The 26,145-nt window shown below is 70.6% G+C and carries 23 protein-coding genes; 10 read left to right on the top strand and 13 right to left on the bottom strand.

Features of this window, described 5'->3' with window-relative positions; all coding sequences use genetic code 11:
• Positions 1–24: 24 nt before the first annotated feature.
• Entirely contained in the window at positions 25–1,704 is a 1,680-nt protein-coding gene (locus ACQPZK_RS02440) for a DNA repair helicase XPB (protein ID WP_433536724.1), read from the top strand.
• A 140-nt stretch (positions 1,705–1,844) separates the two neighbouring features.
• On the opposite strand, the gene ACQPZK_RS02435 is transcribed toward ACQPZK_RS02440, so the two are convergent.
• Positions 1,845–2,417, bottom strand: a complete 573-nt coding sequence (locus ACQPZK_RS02435; RefSeq protein ID WP_433536723.1) for a TetR/AcrR family transcriptional regulator — start codon at positions 2,415–2,417, stop codon at positions 1,845–1,847.
• A gap of 88 nt (positions 2,418–2,505) precedes the next feature.
• Between ACQPZK_RS02435 and ACQPZK_RS02430 the strand changes: the two genes are divergently transcribed.
• A complete protein-coding gene (locus tag ACQPZK_RS02430) occupies positions 2,506–2,874 on the top strand; it encodes a DUF4267 domain-containing protein (protein WP_433536722.1) in 369 nt (122 codons plus the stop codon).
• A gap of 247 nt (positions 2,875–3,121) precedes the next feature.
• On the opposite strand, the gene ACQPZK_RS02425 is transcribed toward ACQPZK_RS02430, so the two are convergent.
• The 6 genes from ACQPZK_RS02425 to ACQPZK_RS02400 all read right to left on the bottom strand — a co-directional run bounded on the left by ACQPZK_RS02425 (position 3,122) and on the right by ACQPZK_RS02400 (position 12,957).
• Positions 3,122–3,817, bottom strand: a complete 696-nt coding sequence (locus tag ACQPZK_RS02425) for a hypothetical protein (RefSeq protein ID WP_433536721.1) — start codon at positions 3,815–3,817, stop codon at positions 3,122–3,124.
• Positions 3,818–4,166: 349 nt separating this feature from the next.
• Positions 4,167–9,152 (bottom strand): carbohydrate-binding protein, encoded by a 4,986-nt coding sequence (locus ACQPZK_RS02420; protein WP_433536720.1) that lies wholly within the window; start codon positions 9,150–9,152, stop codon positions 4,167–4,169.
• A gap of 94 nt (positions 9,153–9,246) precedes the next feature.
• Complete coding sequence (locus ACQPZK_RS02415) at positions 9,247–9,969, bottom strand: hypothetical protein (RefSeq protein WP_433536719.1); 723 nt, start codon at positions 9,967–9,969, stop codon at positions 9,247–9,249.
• 210 nt (positions 9,970–10,179) lie between these two features.
• A complete protein-coding gene (locus ACQPZK_RS02410) occupies positions 10,180–10,899 on the bottom strand; it encodes a PaeR7I family type II restriction endonuclease (protein ID WP_433536718.1) in 720 nt (239 codons plus the stop codon).
• A gap of 3 nt (positions 10,900–10,902) precedes the next feature.
• Positions 10,903–12,594, bottom strand: coding sequence for an Eco57I restriction-modification methylase domain-containing protein (locus ACQPZK_RS02405; RefSeq protein WP_433536717.1), 1,692 nt, complete (start codon positions 12,592–12,594; stop codon positions 10,903–10,905).
• A gap of 150 nt (positions 12,595–12,744) precedes the next feature.
• Entirely contained in the window at positions 12,745–12,957 is a 213-nt protein-coding gene (locus ACQPZK_RS02400) for a winged helix-turn-helix domain-containing protein (protein ID WP_433539088.1), read from the bottom strand.
• Between the two features lie 459 nt (positions 12,958–13,416).
• On the opposite strand from ACQPZK_RS02400, the gene ACQPZK_RS02395 reads away from it, so the two are divergent.
• Positions 13,417–13,692: a hypothetical protein gene (locus tag ACQPZK_RS02395; RefSeq protein ID WP_433536716.1), complete on the top strand. Its 276-nt coding sequence runs from the start codon at positions 13,417–13,419 to the stop codon at positions 13,690–13,692.
• Positions 13,693–13,771: 79 nt separating this feature from the next.
• Here the strand turns inward: ACQPZK_RS02395 and ACQPZK_RS02390 are convergent, their stop codons facing one another.
• Both ACQPZK_RS02390 and ACQPZK_RS02385 read right to left on the bottom strand, forming a co-directional pair.
• Positions 13,772–14,716, bottom strand: a complete 945-nt coding sequence (locus tag ACQPZK_RS02390; protein ID WP_433536715.1) for a zinc metalloprotease — start codon at positions 14,714–14,716, stop codon at positions 13,772–13,774.
• Positions 14,717–14,875: 159 nt separating this feature from the next.
• Positions 14,876–15,628: a TIGR03089 family protein gene (locus tag ACQPZK_RS02385; RefSeq protein WP_433536714.1), complete on the bottom strand. Its 753-nt coding sequence runs from the start codon at positions 15,626–15,628 to the stop codon at positions 14,876–14,878.
• Between the two features lie 146 nt (positions 15,629–15,774).
• Between ACQPZK_RS02385 and ACQPZK_RS02380 the strand changes: the two genes are divergently transcribed.
• Positions 15,775–16,953 carry a hypothetical protein gene (locus ACQPZK_RS02380; protein ID WP_433536713.1) on the top strand — a complete coding sequence of 393 codons (1,179 nt, stop codon included), beginning with the start codon at positions 15,775–15,777 and terminating at the stop codon, positions 16,951–16,953.
• On the opposite strand, the gene ACQPZK_RS02375 is transcribed toward ACQPZK_RS02380, so the two are convergent.
• From ACQPZK_RS02375 to ligD (ACQPZK_RS02360), 4 genes are all read right to left on the bottom strand, one after another.
• Complete coding sequence (locus ACQPZK_RS02375) at positions 16,943–17,827, bottom strand: hypothetical protein (protein WP_433536712.1); 885 nt, start codon at positions 17,825–17,827, stop codon at positions 16,943–16,945. The two genes, ACQPZK_RS02380 and ACQPZK_RS02375, sit on opposite strands and share 11 nt — an antisense overlap.
• A 5-nt stretch (positions 17,828–17,832) precedes the next feature.
• On the bottom strand, positions 17,833–18,351 hold the full coding sequence (locus tag ACQPZK_RS02370) for a SigE family RNA polymerase sigma factor (RefSeq protein ID WP_433536711.1): 519 nt from the start codon (positions 18,349–18,351) through the stop codon (positions 17,833–17,835).
• Between the two features lie 350 nt (positions 18,352–18,701).
• Positions 18,702–19,619, bottom strand: coding sequence for a non-homologous end-joining DNA ligase (gene ligD, locus ACQPZK_RS02365; RefSeq protein ID WP_433536710.1), 918 nt, complete (start codon positions 19,617–19,619; stop codon positions 18,702–18,704).
• On the bottom strand, positions 19,609–20,550 hold the full coding sequence (ligD, locus tag ACQPZK_RS02360) for a non-homologous end-joining DNA ligase (RefSeq protein ID WP_433536709.1): 942 nt from the start codon (positions 20,548–20,550) through the stop codon (positions 19,609–19,611). The genes ligD (ACQPZK_RS02365) and ligD (ACQPZK_RS02360) overlap by 11 nt, the downstream gene beginning before the upstream one ends.
• Before the next feature lie 85 nt (positions 20,551–20,635).
• On the opposite strand from ligD (ACQPZK_RS02360), the gene ACQPZK_RS02355 reads away from it, so the two are divergent.
• From ACQPZK_RS02355 to ACQPZK_RS02330, 6 genes are all read left to right on the top strand, one after another.
• On the top strand, positions 20,636–21,658 hold the full coding sequence (locus ACQPZK_RS02355; protein ID WP_433536708.1) for a Ku protein: 1,023 nt from the start codon (positions 20,636–20,638) through the stop codon (positions 21,656–21,658).
• Between the two features lie 71 nt (positions 21,659–21,729).
• Entirely contained in the window at positions 21,730–22,368 is a 639-nt protein-coding gene (locus ACQPZK_RS02350; protein WP_433536707.1) for a DUF4241 domain-containing protein, read from the top strand.
• A 101-nt stretch (positions 22,369–22,469) separates the two neighbouring features.
• A complete protein-coding gene (locus ACQPZK_RS02345; protein ID WP_433536706.1) occupies positions 22,470–23,198 on the top strand; it encodes an FKBP-type peptidyl-prolyl cis-trans isomerase in 729 nt (242 codons plus the stop codon).
• A gap of 190 nt (positions 23,199–23,388) precedes the next feature.
• Positions 23,389–24,213, top strand: a complete 825-nt coding sequence (locus ACQPZK_RS02340; protein ID WP_433539087.1) for an SCO6745 family protein — start codon at positions 23,389–23,391, stop codon at positions 24,211–24,213.
• 32 nt (positions 24,214–24,245) lie between these two features.
• The gene (locus ACQPZK_RS02335; RefSeq protein WP_433536705.1) at positions 24,246–24,899 is read left to right on the top strand and encodes an HAD family hydrolase; all 654 of its coding nucleotides are present in this window, start codon (positions 24,246–24,248) and stop codon (positions 24,897–24,899) included.
• Between the two features lie 73 nt (positions 24,900–24,972).
• Positions 24,973–25,983 (top strand): NADPH:quinone reductase, encoded by a 1,011-nt coding sequence (locus ACQPZK_RS02330; protein WP_433536704.1) that lies wholly within the window; start codon positions 24,973–24,975, stop codon positions 25,981–25,983.
• Positions 25,984–26,145: the final 162 nt, after the last annotated feature.

Here is a 26,145-nt window from a genome sequence, read left to right as displayed (position 1 = left end):
GCCAACCGAGGAGAGGACGCTGGCGTGAGTGGTGGACCCCTGATCGTGCAGTCGGACAAGACGCTGCTGCTGGAGATCGACCACCCCGACGCGCAGGCCTGCCGGATGGCGATCGCGCCCTTCGCCGAGTTGGAGCGGTCCCCGGAGCACGTGCACACGTACCGGCTGACCCCGCTGGGTCTGTGGAACGCCCGCGCGGCGGGGCACGACGCCGAGGGCGTGGTCGACTCCCTGATCAAGTACTCGCGCTACCCGGTGCCGCACGCGCTGCTGGTGGACGTGGCCGAGACGATGGACCGGTACGGTCGGCTCCAGCTCGCCAACGATCCTGCGCATGGCCTGGTGCTGCGGGCGCTCGATCGCCTGGTGCTGATCGAGGTGGCCAAGAGCAAGAAGCTCGCCGGCATGCTCGGCGACAAGATCGACGACGACACGATCCGGGTGCACCCGTCCGAGCGGGGCCGGCTCAAGCAGGCGCTGCTCAAGCTGGGTTGGCCGGCGGAGGACCTGGCCGGCTACGTGGACGGCGAGGCGCACCCGATCGAGCTGGCCGAGGCCGGCAAGGACGGACGCAAGCCGTGGACGCTGCGGTCGTACCAGCGGGAGGCCGTCGAGGCGTTCTGGGCCGGCGGGTCGGGTGTCGTGGTGCTGCCCTGCGGGGCCGGCAAGACCCTGGTCGGCGCGGCGGCGATGGCCGAGGCGAAGGCGACGACGCTGATCCTGGTCACCAACACGGTGGCCGGCCGGCAGTGGAAGCGCGAGTTGATCGCCCGCACGTCGCTGACCGAGGAGGAGATCGGCGAGTACTCGGGCGAGCGCAAGGAGATCCGCCCGGTCACCATCGCCACGTACCAGGTGCTCACCTCCCGAAAGGGTGGCGCGTTCACCCACCTGGACCTGTTCGGCGCCCGCGACTGGGGCCTGGTCGTCTACGACGAGGTGCACCTGCTGCCCGCGCCGATCTTCCGCTTCACGGCGGACCTCCAGGCCCGCCGCCGGCTGGGCCTGACGGCCACTCTGGTACGCGAGGACGGCCGCGAGGGCGACGTGTTCAGCCTGATCGGGCCGAAGCGGTACGACGCGCCGTGGAAGGACATCGAGTCGCAGGGCTGGATCGCCCCGGCCGAGTGTGTCGAGGTCCGGGTGACGCTCACCGACGCGGAGCGCATGTCGTACGCGACGGCGGAGGCCGAGGAGCGCTACCGGATGGCGGCGACCGCGCGCACCAAGCTGCCCGTGGTCAAGGCCCTGGTCGACCGGCACCCGAACGACCAGGTGCTGGTGATCGGCGCGTACATCGACCAGTTGCACCAGATCGGCGAGTACCTGGACGCGCCGATCGTGCAGGGCTCCACCACGAACAAGGAGCGCGAGCGGCTGTTCGACGCGTTCCGCACCGGCGAGCTGCGCACGTTGGTCATCTCCAAGGTGGGCAACTTCTCCATCGACCTGCCCGAGGCGGCGGTGGCGATCCAGGTGTCCGGCACCTTCGGGTCACGCCAGGAGGAGGCCCAGCGGCTGGGCCGCGTGCTGCGCCCCAAGGCCGACGGCCGGCAGGCGCACTTCTACACGGTGGTCTCCCGGGACACGATCGACACCGAGTACGCGGCGCACCGGCAACGCTTCCTCGCCGAGCAGGGGTACGCGTACACGATCGTCGACGCCGACGACGTCCTCGGCCCGAAGCTCCCGACGGTCGACTGACGCCCGCTCGGCGCTTGCGCCTCGGCGCTTGCGCCTCGGCGCTTGCGCCTTGATCGACTCGACATCGCCGATGTGGGGGCGTCCCCGCAGGTTGATGCCCCCACATCGCCGAAACGGAGTCGGTCAAGCGGCGTGATCCCTCACCGGGAGAAGCGGTCGACCAGCGCCGCGAGCCGCTGGTCGTGGCCTTCCCGACGAAGCCGGCCGCTGCGCATCAACGTGACCAGACCATGCAGGCCGCTCCAGAACGTCTCGGTGACGACCTCCAGGTCACCGTCCCCGACGAACGGGCGTACCGTCTCGGCCAGCTCGGCGAACCCCCGTGCCAGGTCGGTCGGTACGTCCGCGCTGGCGAACGGCAGGTCCACGGCGAGGGTGAACATCGCGTCGTAGAGCGCGGGCCGCTGCTCGGCGAACGTGACGTACGCCGCCGCGACGTCGGCGACCGCCTGCCGCGGGTCGGCTGCCGAGGCGCGGGCGGACACCAGCGCAGTCGCCAGCTCGGCGAAACCCTCGACGGCGACCGCCGCCATGATGGCGTCCTTACCCTTGAAGTGGCTGTAGAGCACAGGCTGGCTGTACTCGATCTCGGCGGCGAGCCGCCGGGTGGTCACCGCGTCCCACCCTTCCGCGAGGGCCAACTCTCGGGCAGCGGCGACGATGGCGCGTTCCCGTTCCGCCCGCTCACGCTCCCGGCGCGCCTGTGTCGACATGACAGCGATGCTAGCACCGCTAGCGATCCTGCCGACGTTCTGCTAGCGTCGCTCATATACCTAGCGGCGCTAGAAATTGGAGTGAACCATGTTGACCCCCCTCGCCTACGGGCTCGCCGTCGTCCTCAGCCTCTTCGTCGCCTTCATTGGTGCGCGGTTCCTGCTGGTGCCGCAGGCCGCAGCCGCCGGGTACGGCGTACCGGCCCGGCCGGGCGACACCGCCTACCTGACGGTCAAAGGGCTCAAGGACCTCACGTTCGGGCTGCTCGGCCTCGCCCTGATCGCCTTCACCAACGCCGACGCGGTGGCGTGGTTCATGCTGGTCGTCGCGCTCGTCCCGCTGGGCGACACCCTCATCGTGCTGCGCAACGGCGGCACGAAGGCCGTAGCGTTCGGCATCCACTTCGCGACAGCCCTGGTCGTCCTCCTGAACGCCGCCCTCCTGTTCGCCATGTAAAGCCCCCATGGCCCCACGCCCCCGGCCCCACGCCCCCCGGCCCCACGCTGCCCGGCCCCACGTCCTCACGCTGCCCCCGCCCCGGTGATCAAGAGGTTCGCGTCAAATTTCGCGCGATCGGTGACGCAAACCTCTTGATCACCGCGGCCCGGGCCGGGGACCCGGGCCGGGGGCCGGGCCGGGGGCCGGGGCGCGGGCGGGGGCGGAGGGCCCGGGCCGGGGGCCGGGGGCCGGGCCGGGGGCGCGGTTACGGCGTGGGGGGTGGGCAGCGGTCGGGGAGGGTGACCTCGCCGGGGTGGTGGTCGAAGGTGTCCAACGTGAACCACTCGTCCAGCTCGGGGTCGAAGAGGTTCTGCAGGCCGAACTGGAGCACCTGCACCCACCGGCTCGAGTCGCGCTGGTCGACGTAGATGTCGCCGAGCGCGAGCGGGAACCGGAAGAACTCCCCCGGCACGGTCGAGCCGCCGACCACGCCCACCCGCCAGTGGTCCACGTGCCGGTCCGTCTTGCCCTGGAGGATCTCCGGGCCGACGTAGCGGGACGTCTTCAGCTTGTCGTTGAAGATCTGCCGGTTGAAGAACCCCGGCACCTTGCTGCACGGGCGCGGCGGGAACAGCGGGATGTTCGGCCACTTGTAGGTGAGCGTGTAGAGCGTGTTCTCGTAGATCAGGTTCGTGAACCAGATCGGGTGCTCGGGGCCGCCGGCGATCATCTGGCTGTTGCCGTCCCGGCCCTGCCAGGTGAACGGCACGTCGATGCCGAGGTCGCGCACGATGTACCGGCCGGTGCCCCGAAAGTCGGCGGGCAGCAGCGGTGGGCGCGGCTCGCGCGGCACGGGGACCACGTCGCCGTCCGCCTGGGCCGCGCGAGGCAGCGGCGCGGCAGCCGGGCCGGGCGCGACCACCCCGAGGGCGAACAGCCCGCCGGCTACCGCCGCAACCACAACCCGAGGTGTACGCCTCAAAGCCATCGACCCTCCGCCAGTGTCGAAAGTGGCCGACGCCCAGGCCGCGCCCGCCTCCGGCGAAGCGTAGGAGCAGGGCAAACGTGAGAACGGGTGGAACGGATGCCCTCCACCGGACGGGTGACGCAGTCGCACGGCCCTGATCGCGGCGTTGGCGGAGGGCTTCTCCGATGAGCGGGGCCGCTTCGGGCCTTGGTCACCTCGCGCCACAGGAGGGCGGGGTGTCGGGGCGCTCGGGACACCCCGGCTTCCAGGAACCCGAGTCGATCAACGAACAAGCCGGCCCGGGACCAGCATCGGTCCCGGGCCGGCGTTCACGCGAAGCTGCCTACTTGATCAGCTTCCACGGGCCGTTCGTGTCGCCCGGCTCCTGGCCGCGCGTCCACCACTTCGCCTCGTAGACGTGCCCCTTGAACGACACCCGGTCGCCGGCGACGTACACCTTCGTCAGCGTCCAGACGGCCGGACTGTTGTCCGGCGGGGTCGGGGCGATCTCCTCCCAGGGGCCGTTGCGGTCACCCGGCTTCTGGTTGCGGGTGTACCACTGGGCCCGCCACTTCCTGCCGTCGTACATCGCGAAGTCGCCCGAGTTGAAGATCCGCGACGCGGTCCAGATCGCCGTACCGTCCTCGGTCATGGCGACTTCCTGCCACGCGCCGTTGGCGTCCGCGCCCGGCTTCTGGTTCTTCGTGTACCAGGAGGCCCGGAACACCCGGCCCTGGTAGGTCACCCGGTCACCGTCGTTGTAGACGGTCGACGAACTCCACTCCGCCGGCAGGTTCACCGTCAGGGTCGCGGTGGCCTCGACCGCGGTGAGGTGGTCGTCACCCGGGTACGACGCGGTCAGCGGGTGCTGGCCGCCGGCCAGGCCCACCGGCAGGGTGAACGTCGCCGTGCCGTTGGTCAGCGTGGCCGAGCCAAGAACGGTCGTACCCTCGCGCAACTCCACCGCGCCGGTGACCGGCGTGCTGCCGGCCGCGACCTTGACGGTCACCGTCGCCGCCGTACCCCAGGCGGTCGGGGTGGTGGTGACGGTCATCGTGGGGACCCTCTTGGCGGTCGTGAACACCGCCGGCTGGGCCACCGCCTCGCCGCCGTCGGCGCTCTTCGCCGACACGATCCAGCCGTACGAGGTGCCCGGCTGGAGGTTGCCCCACGTCGTGGTGGCCACGTCGTTCGAGGTCACCTCGTCGGTGCCGATCGTGCCGGCCGGCACGTACGCGGCGAGCGAGTCGGTGGTGAACGACGTCTTGCGGGTGGTGAGGTCCACCGGCAGGGTCAGGTTGTCCTCCGCGCCGTTGTAGCGCGGCTTGGGCTGGCTGCCGTCCTGGCGGATGTCGTACTCGGTCGCCCCGAAGTTCTTCAGGAACGGCGAGTACGTGTCGATGTGCATCTCGGCCCGGTCCACGTCGAACTGGAGCAGACGCAGGAAGCTCGCCCCGAACTGCAACCGGTCGGTGGCCTTGTGGTCCGGCGTACCGTCCCCGTTGACGTCGATGGTGCCGTCGGCGGCGACCTGGTTCGGCCACAGCTCCGCGGCGGCGACCGTGTAGAACTGGTAGTCCGCCAGCAGCTCGACGACGTCGTGGCTGACCGTCACGCCGATCTTCGACTTCAGGTTGGTGCCGACGCCGTGCTCGTGACCGGCGAGGACCAGGAAGACGTTCGGGTTGGTCTCGACGACCTGCTTGAACAGCGGCGAGCCGTCCGGAGCGGAGAAGTCCGCGCCACGTCCGTCGGGGTTGGCCGACGGCTTCAGGTAGTCGTGGGAGAGCAGGATCCCGTTGCGGTCCTTGTACCGCTTGAAGATCGAGTCGGCCCACTTGGCCTCGGCCGGCGTGACGCCGTACGACAGGCCGACCGCCACGAAGTCCAGGCCACCGGCGGAGAACAGCAGGTAGTTGTTCTGGTTGTCCCTGCCCGGCGTGACCGAGCCGTCGGCGTTCGTCCTCTCGTCCCAGGCGTGGTACTCGGTGCCCTTCGGCCAGGCCTTCGCCGTGCCGTAGTACCGGTCGGCGCTGAAGGTGCGACTGAACCGGGAGTCGGGGCCGGTCTCGGCACCCAACTGGTCGTCGTGGTTGCCCGCGATGACCTGGTTCACGACGCCGTTGTCGTCGAGGATCTTCTGGAAGCCCGAGGCGGTGGCGAGTTCCTTCTCCACCTGCTCGTGCAGGCCGGGCCGCTTCAGCGAGCCGTCCGGGTTCTTCGCCAGCGGGTCGTAGTAGTCGTTCTCGATGACGTCACCGGTGTGCGCGGCGTACGCGATCTTGCGGCTGTCCGCGTTGTCGGCGATCCACTGCATCTGGTCGCGGTACGCGGCCGACCAGATCGCCTGCTCCTCGGCGGTCTCGACGTCCGAGGGCTCGGCGTTGCCGTCGAAGTCGTCGTACGTGCCGCCGGCCGCTCCCTCGGTGATGTACTGGGTGTCGGTGAAGTGCGCCAACGAGAAGTCGTACGACGCGGGGTCCTCGAAGCGGTCCTTGTCGTTCTGCGCCGTCGAGTCGCGCGGCGACAGGTCGTCGGCGAACGGGTCCTCACCGGTGACCAGCACGTGCACGACACCGCCGTCGCGGTAGCCGGCCTCGACCGGCGCGGTCAGGACCGTGTCCTGCCCGGCCTTCCCCCGGGAACTGGTGAGCACGACCCACTTTCCGGTGGCCGGGTTCCAGGCCCGCAGCGCCACGATCCGCGCCGGGTCGATGCTGCCCGACCAGCGCAGCGTCGGCTCCTGCTTGGTGGTGCCCAGTGCCAGGTCGTACCGCTGGAAGATCACCCCGCGGCTGGACGGGCTGTCGATGGTCGCGCCGTCGAGCGGACGCAGGGAGGTGACGTCCACGCTCTTGTCGTGCTGGACGTCGAGCGTGGTCGGCACGTCGGCCGCCTCGCCCTGGTAACCCTTGGTGGGCAGGACGACGTCGGCCTTGGTGAAGGTCGCGGTCAGCCCGACACCCGCGGTGCCGGGGATCCGGGCGGACAACTCCGCCGAGAGCGGGTCGGTGTTCCGGACCGTGGCGTTCAGCTCGGTCGGGACGTCCGGGATGCTCGCGCTGCTGAACCGGACCTCGCGGGTGGCGGTGTTGCCGAGTGCGTCGGTCGCCGTCATCGCGATGGTGTGCTCGCCGGCCGGCAGGCCGTGACCGATCTGGTCGCCCTGCTTCACGGCCGCGCCGTCGAGCGTGATGACCGGCGTGCCGACCACGCCGCTGGCGTCCTTGACCGTGAGGTCGAGCGCCACGGTCGACGTCAGCCGCTGGCCGGCCGCCGGGACGCTGCTGGCGATCTCCGGGGCGGTGTTGTCGGTGGTGAAACGCCGGGTGGAGGTCTTGTCGCCGACGACCGCCTTGATGGTGTGGGCGCCGTCCGCGATCGTCGTGGTGTCCACGTCGGCGCGCTTGCCCAGCGCCGGCAGGGCCGAGCCGTCCTGGGCGGTGACGTCGAACAGGACCATCGTGGTGAGGACGCCGTTGAAGCTGCTGCCGCAGGTGCCGTCACCGACGTACGTGGTGACGGGCGAGCCGGCCGGGTAGGTGGCCGAGCCGATGGTGACGGTCGTCTGCGCGACCGAGCGGGTCAACCGCGTCGCCTTCGCGCCGCTGGGCAGCAGCTCGAAGTCCCGCAGCGTGAAGTCGTCGTAGTTGTCGCAGCCACCCGGCTTGGCGCTGCCGTGGTCGCTGCCCGCGACGAACTCCAGGGCGTTGACGCCCGGCACCAGCCACTCGTTCGGGAAGCCGAGGTCGGCGACCTCCTTCTCCCACATCCCGATCTCCAGCGGGATGCCGTTGATGAGCACCTTGTTGTCGTACCCGTTGTCGCTGCCGTTGCCACCGACGAACATCTTCAGGTGCGCGTCGCCGGCGGCGGCGAGGGTGTCGACGGTGCGCGTCGTCGGCGCGTCCGCGATGGTGAAGTGGAACTCGGCGTCCTTGTTCGGCCCGCAGGTGCCGTCGCCCAGCGCCAGCGACGCGGCGGTCGTCTCCGCCTTCGTCACGGTCGTGCCGCTGGTGGTGACCAGGTACGTGGTGCCGGGCGTCACCGTGCCCGCCGTGCTCAGGGTAAGGCTGGTGGCCTCCCGGGTGAGCTTGAAGTCGTCGTGGTTGGCGCAGGTAGCACTGTTGAGCGTGCCGTTGTAGTCGCCCGTCTTTACCTGTACGACGTTGTCGCCGAGGTGCAGGAACCGGTTCGGGAACGCCAGCTTGACGGCCTCCGCGCCGAGCGCGCCGTAGTCGCCGCCGAGGTCGACCCGGTGGCCGTTGACCAGCGCGTAGTTCTGGTAGCGGGCCTCGATCGAGTTGCCGGCCTCGACCGCGAGGCCGAGGGTGGCGGTGCCGGCAGCGAGGGTCTCCGCGTTCTCGGCCGGCTTGTCGTCGATGGCGAGCGACTCGACGCTGTCCTTGCCGGCGGTCGCGAGCGCGGCGATGACCGGCTGGGTTCCGCGTACGCGGGCGCCGTCACCGGGGGTAACGACCGCCGCGCCGGCCGGGGAGTTGTTGACGTCGACAGTCACGCTCGTCTTCGCGCCCGACAGGGCCGTCGCGCTGACGGTGTGCGTACCGTTGGTGAGCTTCGTGGTGTCGAGGTCGGTACGCAGGCCGGACGTGCTGCCCGGCGTGCCGGAGATGACGAAGGTCAGATCCTGGTTGAGCAGCTTCGCCGAGCTGCCGCAGGTGCCGTCGCCGAAGTTGTAGCTGAACAGGTTCTGCTCGCCGTCGGCGACCACGCCGAGGAGGCTGAGGCTGATGCTACTCAGCGCGTAGTCGTCGTAGTTGGGGCAGCGGCCGCCCTCACCGTTCGGCAGCTCCTGGTAGCCGACGGCGGTCTTGGTGGTGGTGTCGACCCAGTTCGCGCCGGCGTGCACCGAGACGGTGTTCGGGCCGGGCTTCAGCCAGTCACCCGGAAAGTCGAGGGTGCCGACGCGACCGCCCGGGACGTCCGGGAAGTAGACCCGGTCGGCCTCGGCCGTGTGCCCGTTGACGGTGAGGTAGTTGCGGTAGCGGGCCTCGGTGCCGTTGCCGCCCATCTCGAAGGCGAAGTGGGCGGTGCCGGCCGTCTTGTCGGCGCTGATCTTGTCGCCGTCGACCGCGAGCGTGGTCACGGAGTCGTTCTCGGTGACCGGCTCGACGACGACGGGGAGCGTGCCCTCGACGTTCTGCCCGGCGCTCAGGTTGATCAGCGGCGTGGTGGCGCTGGCCGGCACGGCCTCCGCTCCGGCCAGCGCCGGATGCAGGGTCGTCGCCGGTCCGGCGATGAGGACGAGCGCCATCGCGGACAGCAGTCCGCGTGTTCGCTTCCGGCGCGCACGTTTGTCGTGCGTCATGGCGGGGCATCTCCTTTGTTGGGGTGCGAAGAACCGCCGACGCCGTGATGCCGACTGCGGCGGGCAGAGGGGGCCGCCCTGATGGCGGCCGGTCTCAGGACGACGGTCGAACGCGGGTGATCCGTCGGCGACGTACCTGGCGTCGCAGCAACGACCCGACAGCCGCGACGAGCAGCAGGGGCCCGACGGCCATCGCAACCCGCCGGAGGGTGTTTTGGCCGTGGCCCGTCCCGCTGTCGGCAGCCGCTTGCGGTGGCGCGTCGCCGAGAAGCCAGTCGTGGGAGTACTCGTCGGTGCCGTACACCTGGCGTTTGCCCTTGGGTCCGGTCGCGACCGTGCGGTACGCGGGGTCGAGGTCGGTCAGCATCCGGATGTCGATGCGGGCGACGCCGAGCGGGCCTGGGCAGGTGTAGTCGACGTCCACACCGTCGGCGGCGAGGTCGCTCGCCTTCTTGACGGTGCCGGCGCACGCGTGACCGTCGCCATTGACCGTCATCTGCTTGAGCAGGTAGTTCGCGAACGGCGCGGAGTTCGCGAGGACGGCCGCGTCCTTGTCCCGGGTGTCGACAGCCCCGTCGAGCAGGACGCGGTCCTGCGGTAACAGGCCAAGGTGGACGCCGAGGAGGGTCAGCTCGTCGACGCTCCCCGCCTTCCACGTCAGGTGCACCACGTCGGGGCGAGCCGCGTCCGGCGCGACGGTCACCGTCTGCGGATAGCCGTACGGGTGGGCGTCGGCGGGGACCGCCGTGGCGAGCAGGGTGAGGGTGAACGCCGCCGAGATCACGACACGGCGGGGCCACCGAGCGGTTGCGGGCATGCCAGCGCTCCGGTCTACAGGTGCTGTGGCACGCCGGTGGGCGCGGCCGTTCAGTGACCCTGCCGGCCGTTGGCGAACTCGCCGCGCAGACCCGATGAGGATCGGGCGCAGCGAGGGTAAACAGTTAGTTGATCAACTGCGCTCTCCGGGGCGCGCCACGAGACGTGCGGCCGTACGTCTTCATGACCAACGTCCAGCCTGCGACTACGCTCAGTTGCTCCTGCGTGGAAGGAATCCAATCTCCTCGATACGGGCCATGATGGCCCCGACGAAGGCGGCGAAACCGATCTCCAGATCCGGCTGTCGAACGGGCGCGTCGACCTCCCGCGATGAGGCGACTAGGCAGGTGGCGTCATAGAAGCCGGCACTTCGTAAGCGCTTACAGAGGATCACGTAGCGGTCGAGGTATGACGTCTCAGCAAAAGCCGGATCGATCGGAAACGTGCCGCTCCGAGGTGCCCCCTTGCGGATCGAACCCGGCGCCTCCTCTACCAACAGCAGGTAGCCAAGCCATGGGCTCAGCCGACCCAATAGGCCGTGGTCGTATGCCTGCCGCAAGTCGGCAGCGCTGCCGATTGCCTCTTCGTTCCGGTTGTTGAAGTTGTTGCCGAACGACGGACCGACATGCGACTTGAGCTCGATCGCCGCCACCAGTTGGCCCTCGTGAATCACGACGAGGTCCCACTTCTTGGCGGGCCGAAAGTAGCCCGGCAGTTCGACCCCGGACTTGCAGCGCACGGCGCCGGGCGGGAAGCCGGCGTCCCGGAACACGTTCGCGAGGAACTCTGTCATTGCGTCGAGATGTGCTCCGCCGGTGACTGCGCCTCGCCCTCCGGTATCAGCCCTGCCAGACAGAAGCTTCTTGGCAGCCTGCGACTCTCGCACCGCCCATGAGCTACGAACCGCTTCTTCGAACGCGCGCTGATCCACCGATCACATCTCCAGAGCCTCAATCCCGTACACACGCAGCGCAACCTCCGTCGCCGCACGCGTGTCCCGCTCATCAAAGGCAGCGGCGAGCGCAGCACGGTCGGCGGCCGAGATCGTCTCGGGCCGTGGGACGCGAATCCGACGCAGGTACTGGGCTTGGAATCGAAGGGTGCCTCCCCGCATCCTAACGGCGTACGCCTCTACAAACGCCTGCGCGACACCCGACAACAGAAGTCCACCTAGGATTCTGAGGTCCCACGTGTCGGAGACGATGTAGTAAAGGTTGTGATGCGGATAGAAACCACCCTCGTCCAGGACAGGGTGGATGGTGGTCTTCATGTCCGGAAGCAAGAGTTTTGGGCGTCGGATCAGGGAATGATCTACCTTGTCGATGGTCCTGTACCAGTGTGCAGGGCGCTTGCTGGCAACGTGCCGGCGCTTGAGAGCCGCTGCGTGCCGCTGGTAATACGCCCGGAGGCGCGGATGCGCGGTCAGGTCCACGAGCTGACCGTCCGCGTCCCATGGGTTGACGAGATATTGGCGGGACCAGGAATGACTCCCCGAGGTCGTGTCCTTGACCATCGACAGCGGCAGTAGCCGCCCCGGTTCGACATCAGCGTCCGTGGTGATGAAAACGCTGTCAGCACCCGTGGCAACGCCGATACCGACCCGGGTCCCGGTGTTCACGTCCTCGAGCGGAGGAAAGCGGTCATTCAGCGCGTCGATCAAGGCCAGACGAGATGGAGACCCGGCTGGCCAGGAGTCGCCCCCGGTAAACCAGTGGGGTAGTCGCGCGACCTCGTACCGACCGCTTGCCCGGGGCGCCAACTCCGTGGCCGAGATCGACTCCACCAACTCTGGGGCGTCCTGGGGTCCGAAGCCCCGCCGAGTGTCCACCACTACAGCGCCGCCCTGTCGAGCACGGCGGACCACTGTGACGGCTGGATAGGCCGACACCTGTTCCTCGAACGCGTCGACATCGTGCATCGTCACCGTGACGTCAACGCTGTAGCCGGCGCTGATGAGCTCCCGCAACTGCCGGCCGTACTGGTTGCGCATCCAGCGGTCTGCACAGATGAACGCGAGGACTCCGCCCGGCCCGAGAGAACGCAGAGCCCGTTCATAGAAACCGACGTATAGGTCAGCGCGGCCGGTCATGGTCGGGCAAGCAGCGCGGTAGGCGAGCATACGATCCGCGGGCACATCTTCCAGCCGAACGTACGGAGGGTTACCTACGACGAAGTCGACGTCCTCCTGGACATACGGATCGAGCAAGTAGTCCCCCTGCCGCAGCCACGCCGTCGCCAGCTCGCGTGCTTCCGGAAGCGACCAACCCTCATCGACCAGCACCTCCCGCACCAGCCGCCTACTGGCCGTCACGTTTGAGGCCAACAGGTCGAAGGCACGAATTGCCCGCTTGGCGTCGAGCAACGGCCGGTCGTGCTTCCGGCAGGAGGCGCTGACTCGGGCAGCCATCGCGGCCAGGAAGGCACCGCCGCCACAGGCAGGTTCGACCGCTACGAGCGCGGCAAGATCACGGTCAGCCGTGTAGCCAGCTAGGTCGAGGATCAGGTCGACCACCCAGCGGCGGGTGAAGACCTCGCCATGCTCGACGGACTCTGCCGGGATGGCGGTCAGCGACGACAGCGCCTCGCCGAGCATATGTTGTCGCATCTCCGCTGCTACCGCCTTCACCCAACGAGCATAGGACAGCGGCCGCACCGCAGATCAGACCAGCACGCGGCTGATGACACTAGGGGGACACATACGCCAGGTCCGCTTCTTGGATTTGCGCAAACCATGGCCGTCGGCACGCCGGTCAGCGCCACCGGAAGCCAACTGGTCTCATCTCCGCCCGGTCGACTCCGAGACGAAGACGCCTCGGCCCGGGCGACCGACCAGCACACCCTGCTTCCGCAACCTCGCCACCGCCCGACTGATCGTCGACTGCGAAACGTCGTACGCATCCGCCAGCGCCCGCCCAGAGGGAAGCTGCGATCCAGGCGGGTACGTCCCGTCCTCGATCTTTCCCATCAGAGCGTCGAGCAGTTCGTCCATCGTGGGCGGAATAGGCACGTCAGGGCCCCTTGCAGTCGGTTGGCCCACCCAGTATTGATCAGCCGTTTCGACGCAGGCAACACACGTAGCACGAGTGACATAAGTGGGTAAGTGACTCGCAGACATGCTTGACATAGGTGACTCGGTGGCAATAGCGTCACTGTCGGTGATGCGGTGCTGCTGCGGTCGGTTGGCGCCTCTCGTACCGGTCTCGCATCGCCGCCGAGACCCCACCCTCCGCGCTCCCCCGGCGCGGCCCTGCTCCCGTACCGCCGATCAAGGCTGCGGTCGCAGGGTGGGGCGGTCTCCGCCGCCCGCAACCGGCGGAGAGCGCCCCCTCCACTTCGACGCGACCCAACGAAGGGCAGTCCCCATGCGCGACCTGATCCGTCGGCTACTGGGCCGACGCGTAAAGAGACCACCAATGGCAGCAGCCAGCCAGAAGAACCTGCCTCACCGATGACCGAGCGCTGGGTGATCCACCTGCCGGTTACCGCACCCGACCTGCTTCGGGCCCGAATCCTCGCCCGGACCGCCGCCCGTGTGCTGGCCCGGCTCACCGCCCGCATCGAGCCGGGCGGGGTGACCGTGTCGGCTGAGGACCAGCAGTGCGTACGCCACTGGGTTTTCTGTGATCAGCGACTACCCGGCGGCGGCCGTTGCGCCCTGCCGCCCGACCACACCGCGCCCTGCTCGCGGCGCGCGCCCCGGCGCTGCGCGCCCTCCCGGAAATGATCAAGAGGTTTGCGTCACCGATCAGCATTTCGGTGACGCAAACCTCTTGATCAACGCGCTCAGCTGCCAGGGGACAGCGTCAGCCTGCGCGGAACGCCACCCAGGCGTCGCTCATGCGGTCGGCCTGGCCGGCGGTGAACATGTCCATGCAGGAGTCCTGCGTGTAGTCCATGAAGTTGTGGATCGGGTCCAGCCCGGGTGCGGTGCAGGAGTCCGCGCCCACCGGGCAGTCGAACTGCGGGGCCGCCTCGCGCGGCGTGTCCGCCACGAAGTCGCCGGACGCGGAGCAGCCGTGCGCGAAGGTGTGCTCCAGCATCAGCCAGTGCCCGACCTCGTGCGTAAGCGTGTCACCGAGGGCGTACTTGCCGGCCGTGCCGCCGGGCATCGACTCGTCGAGCATCACCACGCCGTCGATGTAGTCGCGGCCGTTGTTGTAACCCTTCGGGAAGTACGCCCAGCCGAGGAGCCCGCCGCCGATGTTGGCCGCGTACACGTTCAGGGTGCGGGAGTCGCCCGTGTAGAGCGCCTTCTTCATGTCGCGCTCGTTCTTGCCCGGCTCGACCGTGTACCAGGCGCTGTTCACCGTCCACGTCGTGTCGACCAGCGAGAACCGGAACGGCGTGTCGGAGGCGTCCGCGGCGGTGCTGCCCGCGAACGAGTCGTTGAGGACCTTCATCTGCGCCGCGATCAGGGTGTTCCACCTGGTCGTCTCGGCGGCGGTGAGGGGGTGGTCGGAGACCATGTGGAAGACCGTCGGGATGGTGACGCTGCCGTTGGCCAGGCGCGGCGCGTCCTTGATCACGCCGTAGGCGTTGGCCTCGTTCTTCGAGTACAGCGCCGGCTCCTGGGCGGTCGCGCCCGCGGTGGCCCGGGCGGCACTCTGCTCGCCGGCGCAGGCCGTGACACCCGGGGAGGCGGTCACGGGGGCGGCGGTGGCCAGCGCCCCGGACGCGCCGCCGGACGCCAGGAACGTGGCGGCGGTGGCGGTGAGGACCGCCAGCCGGAAGGGGGATCTGCTCTGCATCGGTGCACCTTTCGGTGAGGGAGCGGTGCGATGTCGACGATGCCGTCGCTTCGGTATGAGAACACGTCGACGACATCCACAAAAGACCCTCTGAGCAGGGCAGATGTCGATGTAACGGAACCGGATCGGCCAGCGCTGTTTGGCCCGGCCGAGCGGTTTTCAGAGGATTCGGGTCACCCGTTCGGCGGCGACGACCGCGTCCCGGCGGGCCGGGTCGAGGTTGGCGCTGATGACCACTGACGCGCCCGCCGACAGCGGTGCGAGCAACCACTTCAACGGCTGCTCGTGCTCGGCCGCGTCGACCAGCAGTCGATCGCCGGCCCGCAGGTCGAGCATCCCGGCGACCTCCCGGGCGAGCGCGCCCCACTGCCCGTAGGTCGTGCCGTCCGCGCTCGCCGGGTCCGTCGGGCGGATGGCGGTGTGGTCGGGCGTGACGTCCGGGTGGCGGAGCACCTCGACGGACCAGTCCAACCAGCCCAGCGGCACGTCGGCGAGCCGGCCCGGCCCGGTGCCGACGAGGTAGCGGTGCGGCGCGTCCGGCACCTCCTCCAACCAGTCGTCCTGGCGTTCCGGAGTCACGAAGACCGCGTCGAACGGCCGGTCGCCGCCGGGCTCCAGCACCGGCAGGCCCGCCGTGGCGCGCGGCCGGAACGACACCGCCAGGCCGCACGCCCACGCGCCCAACAACACCGCTGCCGTACGCCAGTGCGGCGGCAGTAGCACCGCTACGCGGCTGCCGGGGCCGAGCCCGCAGCCGTCCCGCAGCAGGCTCGCGCTGCGCGCGGACCACGCGCCGACCTGCTGGGCGGTGAGGTCGACGCGCTCACCGGTCGCCTCGTCGCGGTAGCTGAGCAGCGGGCTCTCGGTGACCGTGGGCGGGACCGTCAGGTCGGCCGTGGCGTGTGGCTGCATCCGCGTGCTCCCGGTGGTGACGACGTCCGCACCACCCTACGCAACGACTTTGGTCACCGTCTCCATCGGCCGATGGCCGTAGCCGCTGGCCGGATGGCTCGCGCACCGTGACCGACGCCGACCGCCCCAGCCGCCGAGGAGCACCCGTGCCGCCCGAACCCGACCCCGCCGACCGTCCCGCCGCGCCGCAGGCTGTCAACGCCGCCCAGGCCGACCGCGTCGCCGCGCCGCAGGAAGCCCACGATCCCGCCGACGGGCCGCAGGCTGACCCTGATCTCGCCGACCGAGCCGGACGTCCGCCGCTGCGTCGCCGGCTCGTGCCCGTGGTGGCGTTGCTGCTGCTCGCGCCGTGGGCGGCCGAGTGCTCGTGGGGCGGCTTCGCCATCGACGACTTCCTCCCGGTGATCATCGGCCTGGGCCCGATGTACGGCGGGGCCGCGATCCTGATCCGGGAGACCGCCCGACGCCTCGGCGCGGGTTGGCCGACGATCGTGCTGCTCGCCGCCGCGTTCGGCGTCCTCCAGGCCGGTTTGGTGGACCAGTCGCTGTTCAACCCCGGCTACCTCGACGACACCCAGTACGCCGACACCCGCGCCGCCGCCGAGGCGTCGTTGGTGCCCGGGCTCGGGTTCAGCCTCCGGCAGGCGTACGACTACGTCGGCAACCACATTCTCCTGACGATCTGCGCGCCGATCGTGTTCGTCGAGTCGTTCCTCGGCGTGAAGCGGCGGCATCGGCCGTGGCTCGGGCGACCCGGGCTGGCCGTGGTCGGGGTGCTCTACCTCCTCGGCAGCCTGCTGGTCTTCACCTCGCCCGAGGGCCGCAAGAACTTCCTGGCCAGCCCGCTGCAACTGGTCTTCGCAACGGCGGTCGTCCTCGCGCTCGTCGCGGTGGCCCTGCTGCCCCGCTGGCGTCGTACCCACCCCCGCCGCGTACGGCGGGTGCCGCACCCGCTCTGGCTCGGCCTGCTTGTCGTCCTCGCGCACCTCTTCACCGACCCGGCGCCCGGCTGGGCGGGGGTGGCCGTCGCACTGGTGCTCACCGCCACCGTGGGAGCACTGGTCGCCTACTGGTCGGGCGGCGCAGGCTGGGGGCAGCGGCACGTGCTCGCCGCCGCCTCGGCGAACGTGGTCAGCGCCGCCGCGTTCGCGTACCTCGTGCCGCCGTACTCCCCGGCGAGCCCGGCGGCGGCCCTGGCCGGCGACGTCGCGGTCACCGTCGTCACCCTGGCCCTGGTCTGCGGCGCGTGGTGGCGGCTGCGCCCTGCCACGTCCGGCCCGGCGTCCACCAGCGTGGACACCGGGCCTCGCGGGTCTACTTCTTGATCATCACAACGTCGGTCGGGCGCGTGACCGTCACGTCGACGCCGTAGTCGAACAGTTCGAGGGTCGAGTTGATTGTCCCGGTGTCGAGCCGACCCTTCACGGTCGACTGCCAGCTGACCGTGAGCGCCACCTTCGCGATCCGACCGTCGCCGTTCAGCGTGACGTCGCCGGTCGTGCTGCTCGACCCGTCCCTGTCCGTGGTGGTGTACGTGAAGTGCAGGGTGCCGTCCGGGTTCTCGGTGACCATCGCGTTCACGCGCTTCAATGCAGCGAACAGGGCAGCCGGGTCGGGTTCGGCGGCACCCAGCACCTCGTTCCCGTCGCCGTAGAGGAAGAGCCGGTTGTACGTCCCCGGGTACTGCCCGTAACGGCCGTACGTCTCGCCCGGCCCCTTGTCGGCCGGCAGCGGGCTCAGGGGGCGCTCGCCCCCCTGGTACCGGGTGCCGTTGATCAGCAGCTCGGTCATCACCGAGTCGTCCTGCGGGGAGCGGACGTAGCCGGTCGCGGTCCTCGGGTCGAACGCGCCCTCGTACGTCAGCCCGCCCGGACCCGAGTTGGTCAGTCGCATCCGGTAGCTGATGTTCTCGCTGGCGGCGGCAGCCGAGACCAGGCGCAGCGCCGGCGAGACCTGCTCCGGCTGTTCGGCCCGGGCGGTAACGCCGGGACGCTCGGGTGGGGCGTTCGTCGTCACCGTGACGGCGGTGCCGACGCCCAACGCCAGCAACGCGCACGTCGAGCCGACCAGTGCGGTGGTCCGGCGTCGGCGGCCCCGCCGACCGCGCTCGATCAACGCACCCACCGGGGGTTCGGAGCCCGTTTCGCCGTCAACGATGTCGTGCAGCCGTCGAGCGAGACGGTCATCGATGCTGTTCATGACGTTCACCTGCTTACCGAGTCGAAGGAATCCTGAAGGACGTGGCGCAGTGCGCCCAGCGCCCGGGCGTTCTGGCTCTTGACGGTGCCCAGCGAGCAGCCCAGCACCTGGGCGACCTCGCGCTCGCTCAGGTCCTCGTAGTGGCGCAGCACCACGACCGCGCGTTGCTTCGCCGGCAGCGCCAGCAGCGCCCGGCGTAGGACGTCGGCGTCGGGGTCGCTGCCGCCACCCGGGGCAGCCCGGTCGGGGACGTTCGCGACGAGGCTCTCGCGCCGGCGTCGCCGCCAGATCGAGGTGTGGTTGTTGACCAGCGCCCGGCGCAGGTAGGCGTGCGGATCGTCGAGCCGGGACAGCCGCCGCCACCGCTCGTAGACCCGGACCAGGCTGTCCTGGAGCAACTCCTCGGCCCGCCACCGGTCGCCGCAGAGCAGCATGGCCAGCCGGATATGTCGCTCCCACGCCACCTCGACGAACGCGACGTAGGACCGGTCCGTCGCGGACAGGGGTTTCTGTTGGTCGGTCACGCCCCTACCACGCGGCAGCACCGCCGAAGGTTGTCACGGCGGGCCACCCTTCGCAGGCCGGACGGTGCTCAGAACTGGTCGCGCGCCCGCCCTACCTTCGCGCCCTTTGCTCTGCTTCAGCCGAGGAAACACACACGCTCAGTGCGGGCCACACCTGACCACTCGTTCTCCCCAAAGATGCAGAACAGCAGGTAGACGCCGGTGTTTCCTCGGCTGAAGCAGAGCAAAGGGGTCGAGCAGGGTGGGCGGGGGTAGCTGGGGGCAGCGGAGGCGGTCACACTGAGCTACAGGTGGCGACGGCACCGGCCACGCACCCACTGTTCCGTGGGCGACCCGATGACCGAACTGGGCTAGCGTCCGCCGGGCAGTTCCGGGCCGCCGTCGAGGAGCGCGGCCAGCAGGTCGCCGTACTCCTCGACCCGGTCGAGGACCTCGGCGGCGGTGAACTGGCGCACGGCCGGCTTCCGGCCGCGCGCGCCGGCCTCGACCTCGTCCCAGGTCAGCGGCGTCGATACCGAGGGCGTCCGCTGGGCGCGCAGCGAGTACGGCGCGACGGTGGTTTTCGCCGCGTTGTTCTGACTCCAGTCGATGAAGACCTTGCCCGGGCGCAGGTTCTTGGCCATCTTCGAGACGATCAGCTTCGGGTGCGCCTTCTCCAACTCCTGCGCGATCCGGCGCGCGTAGGCGGAGACGTCGTCGGCGGGCTGGGTGCCCGCGATCGGGCAGCAGAGCTGCATGCCCTTCTTGCCGGACGTCTTCGGGTACGAGTCGATGCCGTCGTCGGCGAGCCGGTCGCGCATCAGCACCGCCACCGGGCAGCACTCGGCGAGCCCGGCCGGCGGTCCCGGGTCCAGGTCGACCACCATCATGTCGGGATGTTCGCCGACCTTCCACTGCGGCGTGTGCAGTTCCAGCGCGGCGAGGTTGGCCAGCCAGACCAGGGTGGGCAGGTCGTCGGCGACCACATAGTCGATGGTCTCCCGGCCCTTCGTCGAACCGGGGGCGGGCAACGTCTCGACGCGTACCCAGTCCGGGGTCGCGGCCGGTTTGTTCTTCTCGAAGAAGGACTTGTCGTCCACCCCGTTCGGGAAGCGGATCCGGGTGACCGGCCGGTCGGCCAGGTGCGGCAGCAGCACCGGCGAGATCCGGGTGTAGTAGTCGATCACCTCGCCCTTGGTGAAGCCGACGGCCGGATAGAGGACATTGTCCAGGTTGGACAGCTCCAACGCGCGGCCCTCGACGTCCACCCGCAGCTTCTCAGCCGGCATCGTCGACCTCCTCCGGCGGCTTGTCCGGGCGCAACCGCAGCACCCGGGGGAAGCGCAGCCGGCCGTCGGGGGTGCGCTGGCCGTACTTCACCTCTACCACCACCCGGGGTTCTACCCAGATGGCCCCCCGGGCATCCTCGCGCGGCACGCCCGCCGCGAACGGTGACGCGCCGGTACGCAGCGGCTCCAGCTCGGCGAGGAGCTGCCGTTCGATGGCCGCCCCGATCCCGCCACCGACCCGACCCCGGTAGGTCAGCCGGCCGTCCGGGCCGGGCACCCCGACCAGCAGCCCACCGATGCGGCGCGCGCCCGGCCTCCAGCCCCCGACGACGAAGTCGCCGGTCACCTCCAGCTTGACCTTCACCCAGTCCGGCGAGCGCACGCCGGGGCGGTAGACGGCGCCGACCCGCTTGGCCATCACGCCCTCCAGGCCGTGCTCCCCCGCGGCCTCGTACGTGGCCGGGCCGTCGGCGAACACCGGCGGCACCGCCCACCGCGCGCCGCCGAGCGCGAGGGAGTCCAGGGCCTCCCGGCGGCGCTCGTACGACCAGCCGGTCAGATCGTCGCCGTTCAGGCGCAGCAGGTCGAAGATCATGTACGTCACCGGCATGACCGCCGCCAGCCGGGCGGCCTTGGTGCGGTCCCGGACGTGCATCCGCTCAGCGAGGGCGGTGAACGACGGCTGCCCACCCTCGCCCAGCAGCACCACCTCGCCGTCGAGCAGCGCATCGTCGACCTGCTCGCACAGGGTGGCCAGTTCGGGGTAGGCGGCGGTGATCTCCACGCCGGAGCGGGCGTACAGGTGTTGCGCGCCGCCGGAGATGTCGGCTAGCGCCCGGACCCCGTCCCACTTGAACTCGTACGCCCAGCCGTCACCCGCCGGGAGCGGCCCGGTCATCGCGAGCATCGGCTTGAGCGGCGCGCCGGGCACGACCCGACTGTAGTAGCAGGCCGAACACCTCGCGTGGAGTTCCTGCGGATGCGAGCATGGTCGATACCGGGGAAGGGAGCGCAGGATGCGTGCCATCTGGAAGGGAGCCGTGTCGTTCGGGCTCGTCTCGATCGGGGTGAAGCTCTACTCGGCGACCGAGGAGAAGGACATCCGGTTCCACCAGGTGCACCGCGAGGACGGCGGCCGCATCCGCTACAAGCGCACCTGCTCGGTCTGCGGCGAGGAGGTCACCTACGACGACATCGCCAAGGGCTACGACATCGGCGGCGGCGAGATGGTGATCCTCACCGACGAGGACTTCGCCGATCTGCCGCTGACCAGCTCCCGGGCGATCGACGTGCTGGAGTTCGTCCCCGCCGAACAGGTCGACCCCATCCTCTACAACAAGGCCTACTACCTGGAGCCCGAGGGCACGGCCACCAAGCCGTACGTGCTGCTGCGGGACGCGCTCCTCGACTCGGAGCGGGTGGCCATCGTCAAGGTGGCGCTGCGCCAACGTGAGCAGCTCGCCACGTTGCGAGTGCGCGAGGGTGTGCTGCTGCTCAACACCATGCTCTGGCCGGACGAGATCCGTACCCCCGACTTCGGCTTCCTCGACGAGGACCTGAAGGTGCGTCCGCCGGAGCTGGCGATGGCCAGCTCGCTGATCGACTCGATGACCGGCGAGTTCGAGCCGGACGTCTTCACCGACGACTACCGGGCCGCGTTGCAGGAGGTCATCGACGCCAAGGTGGAGGGTCGCGAGGTCGTCCAGCCGGAGGAGGTCGAGGAGGCCCCGGCCGCGGCGGTGGACCTGATGGCCGCGCTGAAGGCCTCGGTGGACCGGGCCCGGGCGGCGCGCGGCGAACAGCCGTCCCGAGGTGGCGGCGGCGAGCCGACGCCCATCTCGTCGGCCCGCTCGGCGCAGAAGGCGGCCGAGAAGAAGGCCGCCAAGGCGCCCGCGAAGAAGACCGCGGCGAAGAAGACCGCCGAGAAGAAGGCGGCCGAGCCGGCGAAGAAGACCGCCGCCAAGAAGACCCCCGCGAAGAAGGCCGAGCCCGCGAAGAAGACCGCCGTGCGCAAGACCGCACCCCGCAAGAGCGCCTGAGGTACGCGGCACCGCCGGTGTCCGCCGGACCGGGTACGCTCCGCCGGCCGTCGGCCACCGGAGGAGCCCTCATGCCGTACACCCCTGACCTGGACCGGTTGTTGACGCCCGGGGCGCGTTTCACCGACGAACACGGCGCGTACGTCGTCGAGGCCCACCCGCTGGGCGACGTCGTACTGCCGACGGGCCGGGTCGTCGGGTGCGATCCGCTGGTCGTGTCGGAGGCCGAGCCGTACACGGTGGCCGTCGCGCCGGGGCGGTATCCCGCCCGCGCCTGGGTGGCCGTGGTGTTGCGGGAGGACGCCGAGGTGGACCGGCGGGTGGCCGCGCTGGAGCTGGTGATCTGCGCCGAGCCGACGACCCGCTGGGAGCAGGCCGTCGTGGGCGACCAGGACGTCGCCGCGCTCGGCGACGACGACTACTTCGGGTACGGCGTGGACGCCGGCGCCGGCACGCTCGCCGACCCGACGGCGCTCGCCGCCATGGAGAGCTGGGACGAGGAACGGATCGAGGACGTCTTCATCCCGGCCGAGCTGCCCTCGTCGCCGGTTCCGGGGCTGATCGCGGCCGTTCTGGACGAGGCCACCGGCGCGAACATCGTCACGGTCTGCACGGGTTGGGGGGACGGCTGCTACGGCACCTGGATCGGGCGGACCGCCGACGGGAGGGTCACCTCGTTCGTGAGCGACTTCATGGTGGTCCCGGAGTAACGTCCTGCGGACGGCGTTTCTGGACGATTCGAGGCGTCCGGGGCGGGCACAGCGGGCCGCCGGGCGGGTACCGTGTGCGTCGGCTTTCCCCCCGGCACCGGGTGCCGGCCACACCTTCGCAGCAGGGAGTCGACGACGTGAGCGAGCGCACGCAGGAGAACCGGTCGGAGGGCCAGAGCCCGGCGACGAAGGCGGGTCGGCGGCTGGCCGCCCAGTTGGCGGCGCAGAAGGCGGCCGAGGCGAAGCGCCGCCGCCAGGCATGGGCCGGCGGGCTCGCCGGTGTCGCCGTGGTGGTGCTGCTGATCGGCGGTTTCGTCTGGATCGACAGCAACCGGGACGACAAGTCCAGCACCGCCTCCGGCGCCAGCCCGTCCGCCTCCGCCGCGGCGCCGGACGCCCCGGCACAGGACGCCCCCACCGCGCCGCCCGCGCCGCAGCTCCCCGAGGGCGCCGATCCGGCGTTGGGCAGCAAGCCGACGGTGAAGGCGGGCACGGGCGAGCTGAAGAAGCTCACGGTCACCCCGATGATCAAGGGCACCGGCCCGGCGGTGAAGAAGGGCCAGAACATCACCACCAACTACGTGGGCGTCTTCTACAAGGACGGCAAGGAGTTCGACTCGTCCTGGAACGCCGGTCAGCCGGCCACCTTCCCGATCGGCGTCGGCCAGGTCATCCCCGGCTGGGACCAGGGCCTGGTCGGCGTGACCGTGGGCAGCCGGGTGCAGCTCGACATCCCGGGCGAGCTGGCGTACGGCAACGACGAGGCCCAGGCCGGCGGCCGTCCGACCGGTCCGCTGCGGTTCGTGGTGGACGTCCTCGCCGCTCAGTGACCCGTCCGGATCGCCCCGGTTGTCGCCCCGGCGCGATGGACTTGTTCACATGGGGCTTCCTGCCCGTCACCCTCCGGCAGTAGGTTCGGCGTCACCCCGGGCGGCCCGCCGTCCGGGGTGACCATGCGGACGCGGGACGGCGGAGGTGCACGTGACGGCGCTGGACGAGCTCGGACGTACCACCCGGGTGATGTGGACGTACTTCGAGCCGCTGCACGCGGTCACCTACTTCCACCCTCGGGCCCGCGCCGCGTACGAGGCGGTCGGGCTGCGCGGCTACTGGCGTGGCTACTTCGCCGGCCGGGCCGCGCCGCTGGGCGCCGCCGAGGCCCCTCCGGTGGTCGCCGCCTTCTTCAGCTTCGCGCCGCCGATGGTGAGCCGGGCCCTGCCGGCGGTGTGGCGACTCGCCAACCCCTCGGAGGCGCTGCGCGCCCGGTTGACCGGCGCGGTGCAGGCACTGGCCGAGCTGACCTACGAGCTGCCCGAGGGGCACCTGTCCGAGGCCGCCGACCTGTTGGAGCGGGCCGCCGCGGCGGCGCAGACCGCCGGTCGGGTGCTCGGCGCGGCCAATGCGGCGCTGCCGGTCGGGGAGTACCCCCTGGCCCGGCTCTGGCAGGCCGCCACCACGCTGCGGGAGCTGCGCGGCGACGGACACATCGCCGCCCTGGTGGCTGCCGGCCTGGACCCGGTGGAGGCGTTGGCCTGGCGCGTCGCGGTGGACATGTCGGCTCAGAACCTGCTCGGCCGGGGCTGGTCCGAGGAGCAGTGGCGGGCCGCCCGCGAGCGGCTGACCCGGCGCGGCTGGTTGGCCGGGGACGGCACCCCCACCGACGTCGGCCACGCCGATTTCCAGGCGATCGAGGACGCCACCGACCGGGCCGCCGGGCACCCGTGGCAGGCGCTCGGCCCGGGCGACACCGATCGTCTTCGTGAGCTGCTGGAACCGATGGCCCGGGCCTGCCACACGGTGATCCCGCCGGACAGCCCGATCGGGCTGCCCGCGCTGCCCGCCTGACCACGGGTCCCTCCGTCGGGCAGGATGGGCCCGTGGTGGATGCGGTGGTCTTCGACCTGGACGGCGTGATCGTGGATTCCGAACCGGTGTGGGAGGAGGTCCGGCGGGCGTACGTGGCGACACACGGCGGCGTCTGGCAGCCCGACACCCAGCGCCGGCTGATGGGCATGAGCACGGGCGAGTGGGCCCACTACCTCAGCGGCGAGCTGGGGGTGCGGCGCACCGCCGCGCAGGTGGCCGACGAGGTGGTCCGGGAGATGGCGCAGCGCTACCGGGAGCACGTGCCGTTGATCGACGGCGCGGACGACGTGGTACGCCGGTTGGCCGCCCGCTGGCCGCTCGGATTGGCCAGCTCGTCGCCGACCCGGCTGATCGCGGCGGCGCTGGAGGCCACAGGCCTGACCGACGCCTTCGGCGCCACCCTCTCCACCGAGGAGACCGAGCGGGGCAAGCCGGCGCCGGACGTGTACCTGAACGTCGCGCAGCGCCTGGGCGTCGACCCGGTCCGCTGCGCGGCCGTGGAGGATTCGTCGAACGGCGTACGGTCGGCCGCTGCGGCGGGGATGCGGGTGGTGGCGGTGCCCCACGCGTCGTACCCCCTCGATCCGGACGCCGCCGGGCTCGCGGCCGTGACGTTGGGGTCGATCGGCGAGTTGACCCCGGAGCTGGTCGACGGTTTGGCATGACGGGATCGGTGCGGGGTACCGCAGCAGGCGGCACGTCGCCCGCGTGCCCCGCCGGGCAGCGAGGAGACCACTGATGAAGGCCATCGTGTACGAGCGCACCGGCGACCCGTCGGTGCTGGAACTGGTGGACCGGCCGGTGCCCGAGCCGGGCCCGGGCGAGGTGCTGGTCCGGATGGCCGTCTCCGGCGTCAACCCGACGGACTGGAAGTCGCGGCGGGCGTTCGCGCCGGACGGGTGGCAGATCCCGGGGCAGGACGGCGCGGGTGTCGTCGAGGCGGTCGGTGAGGGGGTCGGCGGCGAACTGATCGGCGAGCGGGTCTGGATCTGGGAGGCGGCCTGGCAGCGGCCGTGGGGCACCAGCGCGGAGTACACGCTGGTGCCGGTCCGGCAGGCGGTGCCCCTGGGCGACGCGTCGTTCGAGCTGGGGGCCAGCCTCGGCATTCCGTTCCTCACCGCGCACCGCTGCCTGACGGCCGGCGAGTTCATGCCGGACGCGCTGCGCGCCGGTGCGCTGGCCGACCACACCGTGCTGGTGCAGGGCGGCGCGGGCGCGGTGGGCAACGCGGCGATCCAGCTCGCCCGCTGGGCCGACGCCACGGTGATCGCCACGGTGAGCAGTGCCGAGAAGGCGCAGCTCGCCGCGTCGGCCGGCGCGTCGTACGTGATCAACTATCGCGAACAGGACGTGGTCGAGGAGGTCGGCAAGATCGCCCCCGACGGGGTCCACACGATCGTGGAGGTCGCCCCGGCGACGAACGCGGCCATGGACGCACAGATGATCCACAACGGTGGCGCGGTCTGCGTGTACGCCGACAACGGCGGCGCCGAGGTGACGCTCCCGGTCCGACCGCTGTACGTGGTGAACGCCCGGTGGCAGTTCGTGCTCGTCTACACGGAGCCGAAGGCGGCCAAGGCGCAGGGCGTGGTCGACGTGGCGGCGGCCGCCAACCAGGGCGGCATCCGGGTGGGCGCGGACGCCGGCCTGCCGCTGCACCGCTACCCGCTCGCCGACACGGCCGCGGCGCACCAGGCGGTCGAGGACTCGGCGATCGGCAAGGTGCTCATCACCACCAGCGACGCCTGAACAAGTCGTCGAAGCACCCGATTTCTCCGTCACCGGGACAGAGGCGAACAATTTTCGCAAGAATGACGGTGCGGGGTCACCCGCGTGGAGCGGGCGGCCCCGGCGCGGTGCGAACGCCGGGGCCGCCCTCTGGGGAGGAATGTCAGGAGTACTCCTCTGCCC

Origin of the sequence: Micromonospora sp. CA-249363, assembly GCF_050950185.1 — a bacterium.
GTDB lineage: Bacteria > Actinomycetota > Actinomycetes > Mycobacteriales > Micromonosporaceae > Micromonospora.
Note: the sequence above shows the minus strand (reverse complement) of the source record. Positions and strands in the feature narration are given on the sequence as shown.